This is a genomic window from uncultured Clostridium sp., assembly GCF_934754915.1.
Taxonomy (GTDB): Bacteria; Bacillota; Clostridia; order Clostridiales; family Clostridiaceae; genus Clostridium.
Window position 1 is genome coordinate 1 of record NZ_CAKVKB010000098.1, and the last position, 12,928, is coordinate 12,928.

General features: G+C 28.5%; 12 protein-coding genes and 1 pseudogene. 10 read left to right on the top strand and 3 right to left on the bottom strand.

The window, feature by feature from the left end:
• The first annotated feature begins 82 nt into the window (after positions 1-82).
• From Q0F58_RS13435 to Q0F58_RS13460, 6 genes are all read left to right on the top strand, one after another.
• Positions 83-415, top strand: coding sequence for a Lin0368 family putative glycerol transporter subunit (locus Q0F58_RS13435; RefSeq protein WP_294377455.1), 333 nt, complete (start codon positions 83-85; stop codon positions 413-415).
• Positions 416-589: 174 nt separating this feature from the next.
• A complete protein-coding gene (locus Q0F58_RS13440; RefSeq protein ID WP_294377456.1) occupies positions 590-712 on the top strand; it encodes a GntR family transcriptional regulator in 123 nt (40 codons plus the stop codon).
• Complete coding sequence (locus Q0F58_RS13445; RefSeq protein WP_294377458.1) at positions 678-932, top strand: DUF4351 domain-containing protein; 255 nt, start codon at positions 678-680, stop codon at positions 930-932. Before Q0F58_RS13440 ends, Q0F58_RS13445 begins: the two co-directional genes overlap by 35 nt.
• 444 nt (positions 933-1,376) lie before the next feature.
• Positions 1,377-1,820 (top strand): Hsp20/alpha crystallin family protein, encoded by a 444-nt coding sequence (locus Q0F58_RS13450; protein ID WP_294377459.1) that lies wholly within the window; start codon positions 1,377-1,379, stop codon positions 1,818-1,820.
• Positions 1,821-2,007: 187 nt separating this feature from the next.
• Positions 2,008-2,460, top strand: a complete 453-nt coding sequence (locus Q0F58_RS13455) for an Hsp20/alpha crystallin family protein (RefSeq protein WP_294377461.1) — start codon at positions 2,008-2,010, stop codon at positions 2,458-2,460.
• 279 nt (positions 2,461-2,739) lie between these two features.
• Positions 2,740-4,461, top strand: a complete 1,722-nt coding sequence (locus tag Q0F58_RS13460; protein WP_294377462.1) for a methyl-accepting chemotaxis protein — start codon at positions 2,740-2,742, stop codon at positions 4,459-4,461.
• Between the two features lie 76 nt (positions 4,462-4,537).
• Here the strand turns inward: Q0F58_RS13460 and Q0F58_RS13465 are convergent.
• Positions 4,538-5,531: pseudogene (locus Q0F58_RS13465) on the bottom strand (hypothetical protein).
• A 207-nt stretch (positions 5,532-5,738) separates the two neighbouring features.
• Here Q0F58_RS13465 and Q0F58_RS13470 point away from each other — a divergent pair.
• The 4 genes from Q0F58_RS13470 to Q0F58_RS13485 all read left to right on the top strand — a co-directional run bounded on the left by Q0F58_RS13470 (position 5,739) and on the right by Q0F58_RS13485 (position 9,171).
• Positions 5,739-6,476: a MurR/RpiR family transcriptional regulator gene (locus tag Q0F58_RS13470; protein WP_294377464.1), complete on the top strand. Its 738-nt coding sequence runs from the start codon at positions 5,739-5,741 to the stop codon at positions 6,474-6,476.
• A 376-nt stretch (positions 6,477-6,852) separates the two neighbouring features.
• Entirely contained in the window at positions 6,853-8,166 is a 1,314-nt protein-coding gene (locus tag Q0F58_RS13475; protein ID WP_294377466.1) for a PTS sugar transporter subunit IIC, read from the top strand.
• Positions 8,167-8,286: 120 nt separating this feature from the next.
• Positions 8,287-8,607: a PTS lactose/cellobiose transporter subunit IIA gene (locus Q0F58_RS13480; protein ID WP_294377468.1), complete on the top strand. Its 321-nt coding sequence runs from the start codon at positions 8,287-8,289 to the stop codon at positions 8,605-8,607.
• A 255-nt stretch (positions 8,608-8,862) separates the two neighbouring features.
• Entirely contained in the window at positions 8,863-9,171 is a 309-nt protein-coding gene (locus Q0F58_RS13485) for a PTS sugar transporter subunit IIB (protein WP_294377470.1), read from the top strand.
• Between the two features lie 254 nt (positions 9,172-9,425).
• Here the strand turns inward: Q0F58_RS13485 and Q0F58_RS13490 are convergent, their stop codons facing one another.
• Together Q0F58_RS13490 and Q0F58_RS13495 are read right to left on the bottom strand one after the other, a co-directional pair.
• Positions 9,426-10,160 carry a MurR/RpiR family transcriptional regulator gene (locus Q0F58_RS13490; protein WP_294377472.1) on the bottom strand — a complete coding sequence of 245 codons (735 nt, stop codon included), beginning with the start codon at positions 10,158-10,160 and terminating at the stop codon, positions 9,426-9,428.
• A 52-nt stretch (positions 10,161-10,212) separates the two neighbouring features.
• A complete protein-coding gene (locus Q0F58_RS13495) occupies positions 10,213-12,900 on the bottom strand; it encodes a sigma 54-interacting transcriptional regulator (protein WP_294377474.1) in 2,688 nt (895 codons plus the stop codon).
• Positions 12,901-12,928: the final 28 nt, after the last annotated feature.

The window sequence follows — 12,928 nt, forward strand, 5'->3', positions numbered from 1 at the left end:
ACAGATACAATGAAAAAGGAATAAAACATAAGATTTTATAATTTTTTATAGATTTTTATAAGTTTTTAGTAACGGAAGATTTATGGATATTCATGATATGGTTACAACAATAATTGGAGCAGGAATATTTACTTTTATAGTTATAATTTTATGGGATAAGTTTGTAAATAGATTGGGAGCCATAGGGGGATTTATTGCAGCTATGGTGATTCCAGGTACTATGTGGATATTGAATCATGGAACTGCTAAACATTTAATACAGCAGAGTGGAAATGTGTGGATTGACATGGCATGGGCTGTTGGGATTGGAGTATTAGTATCATCAATTATTCAAGGTGGAAATTTTAAAAAATCCAGAATTACAATGTTTGCAGCAATAGTAGCTGGAATAGTTGCAGGGTATATGTTAACATAAAGTAAAATTGAACTTATTGAAAAATGTATATTCCAATATTCCAATTGACAATTGTCAATGAAGGAAGAAATCTTTTTTAGATTTTTTAGCTTATATTATATAGTTATCATTAGAACATATGTATACATTGATGGATAAATAGTTTTTTAATAAGAATATGGGAGAAGATTTAATATGAAAATATATGAAAGGATTTCTAATGATATAAAAAAATACATAATAGATGAAAAAGTAGCTCGGGGATTTAAACTGCCATCAATAAATGAATTATGTAGAAAATATGAATGCAGCAAATGAAGCTATTCAAGAGGGAATTGAGCAAGAAAAAGAAACAGTCAGATTAAAGGATATTCAAAGAGTATTAAAATTACTTACAAAAAAAATTGGATGTATTGATAACCAAATAAGGAACAATATTGAGAAATTAGATAGTGAAAATTTAAATTTAATTATTGAAAATATATTGGATATAGAAAGTATTGATGATATAAAAAATATATTAAATTATAAAAGATAGTTTTTGAGGACAGGGATTATGTAAAGACACATATCAAATTACCTGTCTTTTTTGCTTTGTGTGATGTTAAATTCCAAAGTGTATTTATAAATTTATATATAAAGCATTAAGAAATTTTTTGAACTATTATGCATAATAAAATAATATATAAAAAATAGAAAATACAAGCAAATAAAAGCAAATAAAAGAGAAATATAGTAATAGAAATATATTTTTGATTATTGGATAATTTACAAATGAATTTAGAAAAAAATACACAAGTTTAACTTTGACTTTCTTTGACCTTGAGATTATAATGTACTTGTACAAAAGATAAGGAGAGGGATTTAAGAGATGGTTAAAAAATAGTGATCATTGATTAAAGAACTTAATTTATAGGTTAAAAATTAATTCAATATTTATAAACATAAAATAAAAGTCAGAATATCAAAGGAGGTCGTTTGTATGTTTGGATTAATACCTTTTAAAACTAATACAAATGTAAGTGGAGGAAGTTTTGCAGATTTAATAAGCGATTTCTTTAATGATGATTTTTTAGCACCACTAGGAATGAACTTTGATATGAGTAAATTTAATGCAGATGTGAGAGAAACAGAAAATGAATATCTTGTATGTGCAGAACTCCCAGGAGTAAATAAGGAAGATATAAAACTTGATTATAATGACAATAATCTTACAATAAAGGCAAAGAGAACAGAATGTCATGATGACAGCAAGGATAGTTATATTAGAAAAGAAAGAAGCTATGGAGAATTTTCAAGGTCTTTCTATTTAGACAATGTAAAGAAAGAAGGCATAAGAGCAAAATTTGAAAATGGAGAACTTAAGATAATATTACCAAAGGAACATAAGAGTGAAAGCAGTCACTCAGAAATTTTTATAGAATAAGGTTATAGTTTATGCTTTGAGTCTATTAGTGTCCAGAGACTTTTAAATTAACAATAGATAGTAAGTTAGGATTGCTTAATGTATATAGCTATGTAGCATAATGCAATTAAGGATTAAATTTTTGAAGAATTTAGCTCATTATAATTTTTAAATGACTTGTAGTTACAAGCTTAAAGGAGGATTTTATATGTTTGGAATAATACCATTTAAAACTAATAATTCAAATGAAAAAGGCAGTTATGCAGGCAGTTTATTTGATGACTTCTTTAACAGTGACTTTTTAGCTCCTGTAGAAATGGGAATGAATAAGGAAATGAATCAATTTAAGACAGATATAAAGGAAACTGATAAAGAGTATTTAATAAGCGCAGATCTTCCAGGTGTAGAAAAGAAAGATATAAGTGTAAATTATAAAAATAAATATCTCGTTATTTCAGCAAAGAGAAATGAAGAGTATGATGAAAAGAAGGATAATTATGTAAGAAAAGAAAAATCTTATGGAGAATTTTCAAGATCATTCTATTTTGATAATATTGAAGCTGATAAAATCAATGCAAAATTTGAAAATGGTGTGCTTAAAGTAGAACTTCCTAAAGAAGTTGAAAAGGAAGAAAAAGGATCAAGCATAGAAATTAAGTAATTTATTGAAACAATGTATTTATAGCATTGAAATTTAATATAATTAAAAAGGTCATAGTGCAATTTGTACTCCCTAAAATATGCACTATGGCCTTTTTGCGTTGTATTAGAATGTGTTTGCTGAAATATTCAATAACAAAATATATAATAATACAAAAAACTTAATTTCGATAAAAAACATCAAATTATTTTACTAAATTTAAATAATAGTGTATAATTTAGTTATTAATTGTAATATTTATTAATAATAGAAAATGTAAGATTAGTGGGAGGAATGGTCATGAAACGCGAATCGTTTATCGAGCGAAAAATTGAAGGGAGAATTAAAGATTTGCCGATAAAAAAGAAGATATTTGATTCTCTTTTAGCTGTAGCCTTAATTGGAATAGTTATGTCACTGATAGTAATGGGCTTTCTATTAAAAACTAATAAGGATTACAAGTATGCAATAAAAAATTATGGATTTTCTCAAGGTACTATTGGAAAATTTGGAATGGAGATTAATAATCAAAGAGTGCTTCTAAGAAGATTATTAGCTGTTAATGAGGATAATAACTTGAATAAAGATGAGATATTGAATTCTCTTGATAAATCAATAGAAAATACAAAAAGTTTACTAGAAGAAGTGAGAGCAACTAGTACAAGTGATGAAGAAGAAGAACACTTTAAAAAATTAAATGAGTATGGAGACAAATATGCTCAGTTTAGAACTCAATTAATAGAATTAGTGAATGAAAATAATGAACTGGAAGCTGCAGCATTATTAGATAATCAGATAGGACCTGTTGCTTCTGATTTATCAGCAGCAATTGATGAGCTGTTACAAGTTAATATAGATCAGGCAAATAATTTATCCAAGGAATTGAATATGTTGGAAATTATATCGTTAGTAGTTATTATAGCTGCTATAGCATTTTTATTAATTTCTGCCTTTGCTTCAAGTAAAATCATCTCTGAATTGATAGCGGAGCCTATTGGAAAGATAAAAGATGTTGCAAAAGAAATAGCATCAGGAAACCTATCTGTAGAGATGAATTCAGAATCTAATGATGAAATCGGTGAATTAGAGGATGTATTTTCTGAAATGACTAAGGGACTTAAAATGTATATTGGTGAAATAGACAGCATATTAGGAAGTATTGCAGATGGTAAATTAAATGTGAGTACAACTGAAAATTATAAGGGTGATTTTGCAAAAATAAAAGTATCTTTAGATAATATATTAGCGTCTCTAAATGATACATTCTATGAAATAAAAGAAGCAACTGCTCAAGTAAGCGGAGGATCACAACAGGTTTCACAGACTGCTCAAAGTCTTTCACAAGGAGCAACAGAGCAAGCAAGTGCAGTAGAAGAATTAACAGCTTCTATTGGAGAAATAAATGAACAGGTTCAAAATACTTCAAAACATGCAGATAATACAGATAAAATAGTAAAACAATTAGCCCAATACATAGGAGAAAGTAATAAGAAAATGAACAATATGATGGATGCTATGAATAAAATTGAAAGCACATCATTAAATATAAAAAATATAATTCAAGCAATAGACGAAGTGGCAGAACAGACAAATCTTGTATCTCTTAATGCATCAATAGAAGCAGCAAGAGCAGGAGAAGCTGGAAAAGGATTTGCAGTAGTTGCAGAAGAAGTAAGAAAGCTTGCAGAACAGTCATCAGAAGCTGTAAAGAATACTACAGAATTAATTGAAGAATCAATAAAAGCAGTTTATGAAGGAAGAGATGTGGCAGATGAAACTTCTAAAGCATTAAAAGAAGTTGTTGAACATGCCAAAGAAGCAGCAGAATTTGTCAATAATATAACTAAAGCAGCAGAAGAACAGGCTCTATCTATAGAACAGATAAATGGTGGAATAGAGCAGATTGCTGATGTTGTACAATCAAATTCAGCAGTATCAGAAGAAAGTGCAGCAGCAAGTGAAGAATTGACAGCACAGGCTGAAACATTGGATACTATGATAGGAAGATTTGCTTTGAAATAATAAGGAGCAAAAAACAGATGGTTTTGTTTTTACACAAAACCATCTGTTTTTTATAGTTAATTATAAGAACTGGATGTTATTTAAAGAATTGAGGAAGATATTCTTTATGAACTTCTAAAAGTTCATCTAAAAGAATTTTTGCCATTTTTTCTGATGGAATTAATGGATTTATTGTTAATGCAAGAAGGGCTTTGTTATAGTCGCCTTCAACAGCAGCTTCAACAACAAGTTTCTCAAAAGATTTTATTGTTTGAACCAAACCATTTACTGCAACAGGGAGTTTTCCTATAGAAAGAGGTTTAGGTCCATCTTTAGTTATTATACATGAAACTTCTACAGCTGAATTATCATCAATTCCTTCAATTGAACCATTATTTCTTACATCAACTGGCTGAATGTCTTTCTTATCGTTGTAAATAGAATTGATAAGTCTGCATGCAGCATCAGAATAATATGCACCTCCACGCTTTTCTAATTGAGGTGGTTTTACATCAAGATTTTCATCTTTGTATAATTCAAATAAGTCTTTTTCAAGTCTATGTACTACTTCAGCTCTTGTTTCACCTTTAGAAAATTCTTTTAATTCATCTTCAAGCATTTCAGCAGTCTGGAAGTAATATTTGTGATATGGACATGGCATCATCTTTAATGCTTTGATAAATTCTGGACTCCATTCAAAATCTTTAATATTTTTAACTATTGAATCCATCTTGCCATCTGCAATTGCATCAATTACTCTATCAGTTACATTTTCACCATCAAGATAAATATCTTTACCAAAAACCATGTGATTAAGACCTGCAAATGTCATTCTAACTCGTTCATGGTCAACATCAAGCATTCCAGCAACTGCTTTTTCCATTCCTATAGGAACATTACATAATCCTATAACTTTTTTGTTTATTCCATATTTAAGAAGAGCTTCAGTTACCATACCAGCTGGATTAGAGAAGTTTATAAGCCATGCATTTGGGCACAATTCAGCCATATCTTTTTATAAATCCTTCAATTAATTCTGGAGTATAGCTTGAACCTCCACCGATTGTTACAATTTTAATTTTTTTACTCATAATTAAGACCTCCTTTGATACACTCTATAATCATATATTATATTGAACAATTAGAAGAATCAACATAAGCGAATGGCAACTGTACTAGTATAGTTTTAAATGTATAAAGCAAATGCAATAACTATCAGATTAAAATTAAATCTGATATAATGTAATTGTATACAGATGTTTTCATGTTATGTATATAACAATGTACGGAGGTAAAATATGTTTGGGAGTGAGGAAATAAAAAAATTAAATGAACTGGAATTATCATTATATGAATATATAATGAAAAACAGTGAAAAGGTCATGTATATGAAAATAAGGGACCTGGCAAATGAAGCACATGTATCAACGACTACAGTGCTGAGATTCTGCAGAAAATTAGATTGTGATGGATTCTCTGAATTCAAGCTGAAATTTAAGATGTATATGGAAAATAAGAAACATAAGAAAATAAGTGAAGATACATCCTTTATAATAGATAATTTCAAAAGATTATCTAGTGATGAATTCAGAGAAAAGATAAATACTTTATGCAGAATGATTAAAGAACATGATAATATAGTATTTTTAGGAGGCGGACTGTCTGGAATAGTTGGAAAATATGGATCTAGATATATTGCTTCAATGGGTAAGTTTAGTGTATACATAGATGATTTGTTTTATCCTGTTAATTGTGAAAGCTATAAAAATGGGCTTATTATAGTATTATCAGAATCAGGAGAAACACAGCAGATAATTGACGCTGTTAACAAATTTAAAAAGGAAAAATACGTTATAGCTAGTATAACTAACAGTGAAAACTCAACAATAGCTAAAATGTCAGATTTCAATATAGCTTACTATATTCCGGAGGAGAGGATAGATAACGAAATTGATATAACAAGTCATCTTCCTCCTATGTATATTTTAGAAACAGTAGGAAGAAAGCTGTATAATGAAAAAATGAAAGAAAAATAAATATGTGGTAAATAGAAACTATAATATATGAGTAATATTCATATGTTATAGTTTTTTTATTCATCTTATCTAATTAAATAGACATTTGTATATTTATCAATGATTTACATATTATAGTATTTTTTATTGATGTAATTGTTATCAAAGCCAGTATTAATAAGTATTTAACATATGAAAAACAATATGTTACTTTTTTGTAAAAAAGAACAGTATGCTGAAACCTGTTACTTTAGGCTATGAAAATGATTACTTTGAATAAATTTTGTTGTATAATCATGTCATAAGATAAATAAACATTTGTTTTATAAATTTATTTAATAAAGTATTTTACAAATTATATTTTAAGGTATTTATAAAAATCAAAGGAGGAATTTATATGTCATCATTCTTAAACGAAAAATTAGTACCTACTGTTATGAAATTTGTAAACATGAAAGGCGTTATTGCATTAAAAGATGGTATACTTTATACTTTACCATTAACATTAATCGGTTCGGTATTCTTACTACTAGCTCAGCTTCCATATCAGCCAGCAGCAGATTTCGTTTCATCAAAAGGATGGGATGGACCACTATTACAAACAAATGATTCAACAATGGGAATAATGGCAATGGTCGCTTGTATCGGAATAGCATATGTGTATGCTAAAAATGAAGGTCATGAACCTTTATCAGCAGGAGTTATTGCTTTTTCAATATTTATTTTAACTGGAAACCTATACACTATTACAGAAGATGGTACAAAAGTATCTGGTGTAATTCCTACAACTTACTTAGGTGGTAAAGGAATGATTACAGCTATAATAATCGGACTTATCGTTGGTGCTGTATATTCTTGGTTTATGACAAAAGATATAAGAATCAAAATGCCAGATGGTGTTCCTCAAGGTGTTGCTGATTCATTCTCAGCATTAATACCAGCAGCTGTACTTATTACAAGTGGATGCATAATTTATGCAGGATTTAAAGCTTTTGGAGATACTACTTTTGTTGAAGTTATTTATAAAGTTCTTCAAACTCCATTACAAGGTATGACAGATTCAATCGGTGGCGTAATTTTAATGGGATTACTTATTCCTTTCTTCTGGTTCTTTGGTGTTCATGGTGCAACTGTTGTAAGTGGTATAATGACTCCAATATTAACTTCAAACACTCTTGAAAACGGTGCAATTGCAACTTCAGGACAAGCACTTACTCTTGAAAATGGTGCACACATAGTAACTCAACAGTTCCTAGATCAATTTATGACTGTAACAGGTTCTGGTATGACAATTGGTTTTGTAATTTGTATGTTATTCTTAGCAAAATCAGCTCAATTTAAACAATTAGGTAAATTATCAATAGTACCTGCTGTATTTAACATAAATGAACCAGTATTATTTGGTACACCAATAGTAATGAACCCAATAATGGTTGTTCCATTCGTAGGTATGCCAACTTTATCAGGATTAATATTATACGCTGCAATTTACTTTGGTATTGTTCCACCATTCTCAGGTGTATTAGTACCTTGGACAACTCCTCCAATAATCTCAGGATTATTAGTAGGTGGTGTTAGAACTGCAATATTACAAGCTGCAATATTAGCATTATCAGTTTTCGTTTACTTACCATTCTTCAAGAAATGCGATAATATGAGTTTTGCAACAGAACAAGCAGCTGCAGCTGGTTCAGATTCAGCAGCAATGTAGAATTTGAAAAATAATTTTTAGCAAGATAATAGTTTAGAGAATTGGACTTTAAAAATCCAATTCTCTATGAAAAAATTAAATAAAAAATAAGCACAGATAATAATGGAGGATTTAATTTAGATGGAACAATTAGAAATGCAGATAATGAACATAATAATAAATGCTGGTGACTGCAAAAATCATGCATATATGGCATTAAGCAAAGTAAATGAAGGAAAATATGATGAAGCTGATAAAGAAATGGAATTGGCAAATGAAGCGTTAGCTAAAGCTCATGATTCTCAGACAGAAATGCTTCAAAAGGAAGCAGCTGGAGAGAAAGTGGATTTCTCAATTTTATTTGTTCACGCACAAGATCATTTGATGACTGCAATTTCTGAAAAGAATTTAATTGAACAAATTATAGATTTAAGAAAAGTCGTAAATACATTAATAAAATAATTTGATGTAATAAAATTAGTTAAAAATATAAATAATATACATGAAAATTGTCAATTATATATTGTCAATTGAAACTGCTCATTATATAACTAATTATAAATTTATATATTTTAATTATGGTGGTGATTATTTAGTAAAATTATAAGTAAGCCCATAAACAATCCGTACATTAAAATCACCACTATATTAAGATATTTAATTTAAATTTGATTATAAAGAATGTAATTAAGATTTATTTATTGGAGGTAAAAAATCATGGTTAGAATAAAATTATTTTGTGCAGCTGGAATGTCAACAAGCGTATTAGTAAATAAAATGAAAGATGCAGCTAAAGCAAAAAATATAGATGTAGAAATCAATGCATATCCAGAAAGTCAAATGGATAAACATTTAGATAGCATGGATGTAGCATTACTTGGACCACAAGTAGGTTACACATTACCAAAAGCTAAAAAATTATGCGATCCAAAGGGAATTCCATTAGATGTAATACCAATGATTGATTATGGTATGATGAATGGAGAAAAAGTTTTAGATTTTGCATTAAAGTTAGCAGATAAGTAATATATAGATTATAAGATTAAAATTTATATGATATATGTGAAACACAAAATTTGAAATATACAAAGATAATTGAAATATATAAAATAATAATCAAAGAAATCTTGAAAAGATTTCATCTTTACATTGTCAATTGTCCATTGTACATTGGCAATTATATAAAAAGTTTGCCCTATAATAAAATTAATTTATTTAATAATATGAAATACAAGGCAGCAGAGAGTTATCTCTGCTGCCTTGTATTTATGATAAATTTTCTAGTTAGATTCATACATGTTATGAAGCGTTCTTGCAATTGTTTCTATTATATATAAAACAGGAACCTGAGTTGTTATATCAGATTTTCCTAGTTTTTCTTGAGTTATATAATAAGAAATGTTTAGGTCAGAAATTTTTGAAATTGTACAGTTTTCACTATTTGTAATGCTTACAATTGGACAATTTTCTCTTTTGAAGTTATTTACTAAATCAATAATTGCCTTTGTTTCGCCAGAGACTGATAAAATTATAATAGTACAATTTTCATAAGTCTTATAATTGGCAGGAAAATAGGGATCATCTATATATGTAGCAAATTTGCCTATAGTTGAAAAATATCTTGCAGCATATTTGCACAAAATTCCTGATGTGCCTGAACCTAAAAAGACAAGATTAGGTGAATTGTAAATCATATCACATACAGCTTCGATTTTTTCATCAAGTTCATCAGTATTAAGTTTTTTAAAGAAATCAATAATTACAGATTGATCATTTTTTATATTTTTTTCATTGACATTGTTTTCAAGATATATTTTCAATTTTACTTTAAATTCTGAATAACCATTACAGTCAAATTTTTTACAGAATCTTAAAATTGTTGTAGTTGATACATGAGCTTCATCTGCAAGTTCTCGTATTCTCATATATATTACTTTTTCAGTATTTTTCATTATATAACGGTAAAGCATAAGCTCTAATTCATTTAAATTTTTAATAATTTCACTATTGAACATAAAAAACCTCTCTTAGACCAAAAGTATAAAAATTCCACAATTAATTATATCATTAAGATTGATTAGTGTCTTTATTTGGAGTTAAGTGTTTCACAATATAACAGATTTCATCATCTGAGAAATTGTTTATATTATACTTTCTTTTTAATGGATTAAGGCTCTCTTTTATTACATTGTATAGAGAAAAATTGTCAGTTATAAATTTACTTTTATTTGGAAATAAAATAGTCTGCTGATTATTTTTAAGTCTTCCAATTAAAAAGGATAAATGTAAAGTAAGTCCAATTAAGTTATCTGCATCAAATTTTACATTAATTCTTTTTTGAAGTTCTTTCAATACTGACTGAATATCATTAGTCAATTCGAGACCAGCTATATTAGGAATATTTTCATTTAAAACATTAGGAATATTAAGTAAAGTTGTCTTTTCATCTATAAGACTTTGCATTTGATTTAATACAGATCCATTCAATGTATCATACATTGAAAACTGTTTTATGTTTAATGATTCAATATAGAAAGATGATACTACAAATAAAACTTGATTTTTTGATTCAAAGTTTAGAATCATCTCTTTGAAGCTTTCGTTGTCTGCACAGCTTAAGCAGACTATTTCAAATAATTCAGAATCAAATTTAAGATGTACAGATAGAAAGTCTTTTATTGCACTGGAACCGCCTTCTCCAGTCATACATGCAGTTATTATGAGAGTTTTATTTGTACTTATGGTTTTATTGTTCAGATTTTTATGAACCTGCATGTAAGAATTTATCATTATAACGTCATTATAGATTTCATTTAAAGACAATCCTAACAATGCTTTTCTCGCTGCTTCTAATACATGAAGTGTTGATACAAGAGAAATAACTTGGAGTTTAACATTTAATTCGGTTCTGACAGTATCAGCAAATGCAAGAAGTGATCCCATATCAACTAATAAAAGATATCCTGAATTTGATGGATTTTCTTTTATAGTGAGTTTTAAATGTTCCAAAACCTTTGATGGTGGTACATCAATTGGTGCATTTATTGGAATTACATAATCTTCACCTAAAAGTTTATTTGCAACATCACTCATTGAAGAAGCTGTTGATTCTCCATGAGCAATCAATATGACTTTTACTTTATCTTTTGGTTTATTCTTTAGAGTAGTATCAGGAATAAGGAATAATGTTATATACCCAGCTTCATCTACAGGAATTGAGGTATACAGATATTCTGATAATATATCTTTTACATCTAAAGCAATAGAAAACTCATTTGGATAGAGATGTTTTATTTTTTCAAGATTAGGATTTTTAATAATCTTTTTACTGTGAATTCTATCAATAAGAGTGTTAATGTGAAGAGCAAAGGCAGTATATAAATTACTGTCAAAACGTATAGGAAGTCTTTCACTTATATAGTTAACAATTTTATCAAAACATTCAAGAACATCTGGATCAATTATTGATAAAAGATTTTTTTTATTAAATTCTTTTGATACGGTAGTAAAATTGTTTTTGAAATGCTTGGCAATATCTTTTTCTAATATATTTTCAATATCTACATCGGAAATTTCTAATGATTTTAGTGTTTTAAGTTTGTTTTCTATAAAATCATAAATACTATTATCATTACTTTCAAACATATCAATAGAATCATTACTTGATCCGCTGAATCTGAAGAATTCAATTTCATCACTCATAAGATTGTTCCATAAGACTCTATGTTCCTTCTCTTTGTAGAGACCTTCTTTAATATAAGGAGGAAGACTCCCGCTGTGAATTCTCACATCTACTCTTACATTAGTAAGAAATTCAGAATATGCTTTAGCGCAGAGCATTTGGACATCGCTTTTCAACTGACCTATATTATTGGGACAGTCATAAGAAATCAATGCACGAAGAGAATTTAAAGAAACATATATATCTTTATTAATTCTTATACTTTCATGTTTGAAAAAACTTTTTATAAGGTAAAGTCTTTCTTCAAGAGTTCTTTCTTTTAAAGAAGGAATGTTTATTACTATAGGAATTCTTCTTCTAAAAGTATTAAGAAGTGCTGAATCTGGATTCTCTGTAGTTGCAGATATTATGAGAACATCAGATTTTCTTAATTCAGAATCACCAACTCGCCTGAATGTTCCAGTATCAAGAAAGACAAAAAGGGCTTCCTGTCCTTCTGGCGGAAGTCTATGAACTTCATCTAAAAACAGTATTCCACCATTAGCTTGTTCGATTAAACCGGTTTTATCGGATTCTGCACCTGTATAGGTACCCTTTTTCACACCGAATAATTGAGAAGTTAAAAGCTGTGGATTATTACTATAGTCAGCACAGTTAAAAACTATAAAAGGAGAATCTTCTGATTTTACATTCATAGTCAATGCGTAGTTATGCATTAATGATGCAAACATGGATTTACCAACACCAGTACTTCCAAGTATAAGGCAGTTCATACCTTTTGGTGGATATAAAATAGCAGCTTTAGCCTGTTCTATAGAACCTTTTAATGAAATATTATTTTGTGCTAATAAATCGAGCTGAGATTTTGAGGATTCGGTTTTGGTATCAGGCAGAAAGAATAGTACTGGTCTTCCTGTTGTTTTGGATAGTTTTCCTTCTTTACACAAATCATTAAGTTCATGACTTAAATTGGCTCTAGACATATTTACTAATGAAGCTAGTGTTTTTGTATCTATTCCTTCAGTGCAATTTAATTCTTTAAGCTTCTGAAGAATTAATTCTTTTTTGGTCATTTTTTATCCTCCCCCTTATTATACAATG

Bases quoted from the DNA above. Each gene is read 5' to 3' on its own strand.
- Q0F58_RS13450 (WP_294377459.1), top strand. From the start codon at position 1,377: ATGTTTGGATTAATACCTTTTAAAACTAATACAAATGTAAGTGGAGGA.
- Q0F58_RS13455 (WP_294377461.1), top strand. From the start codon at position 2,008: ATGTTTGGAATAATACCATTTAAAACTAATAATTCAAATGAAAAAGGC.
- Q0F58_RS13495 (WP_294377474.1), bottom strand. From the start codon at position 12,900: ATGACCAAAAAAGAATTAATTCTTCAGAAGCTTAAAGAATTAAATTGC.
- Q0F58_RS13435 (WP_294377455.1), top strand. From the start codon at position 83: ATGGATATTCATGATATGGTTACAACAATAATTGGAGCAGGAATATTT.
- Q0F58_RS13440 (WP_294377456.1), top strand. From the start codon at position 590: ATGAAAATATATGAAAGGATTTCTAATGATATAAAAAAATACATAATA.
- Q0F58_RS13460 (WP_294377462.1), top strand. From the start codon at position 2,740: ATGAAACGCGAATCGTTTATCGAGCGAAAAATTGAAGGGAGAATTAAA.
- Q0F58_RS13485 (WP_294377470.1), top strand. From the start codon at position 8,863: ATGGTTAGAATAAAATTATTTTGTGCAGCTGGAATGTCAACAAGCGTA.
- Q0F58_RS13445 (WP_294377458.1), top strand. From the start codon at position 678: ATGAATTATGTAGAAAATATGAATGCAGCAAATGAAGCTATTCAAGAG.
- Q0F58_RS13480 (WP_294377468.1), top strand. From the start codon at position 8,287: ATGGAACAATTAGAAATGCAGATAATGAACATAATAATAAATGCTGGT.
- Q0F58_RS13490 (WP_294377472.1), bottom strand. From the start codon at position 10,160: ATGTTCAATAGTGAAATTATTAAAAATTTAAATGAATTAGAGCTTATG.
- Q0F58_RS13475 (WP_294377466.1), top strand. From the start codon at position 6,853: ATGTCATCATTCTTAAACGAAAAATTAGTACCTACTGTTATGAAATTT.
- Q0F58_RS13470 (WP_294377464.1), top strand. From the start codon at position 5,739: ATGTTTGGGAGTGAGGAAATAAAAAAATTAAATGAACTGGAATTATCA.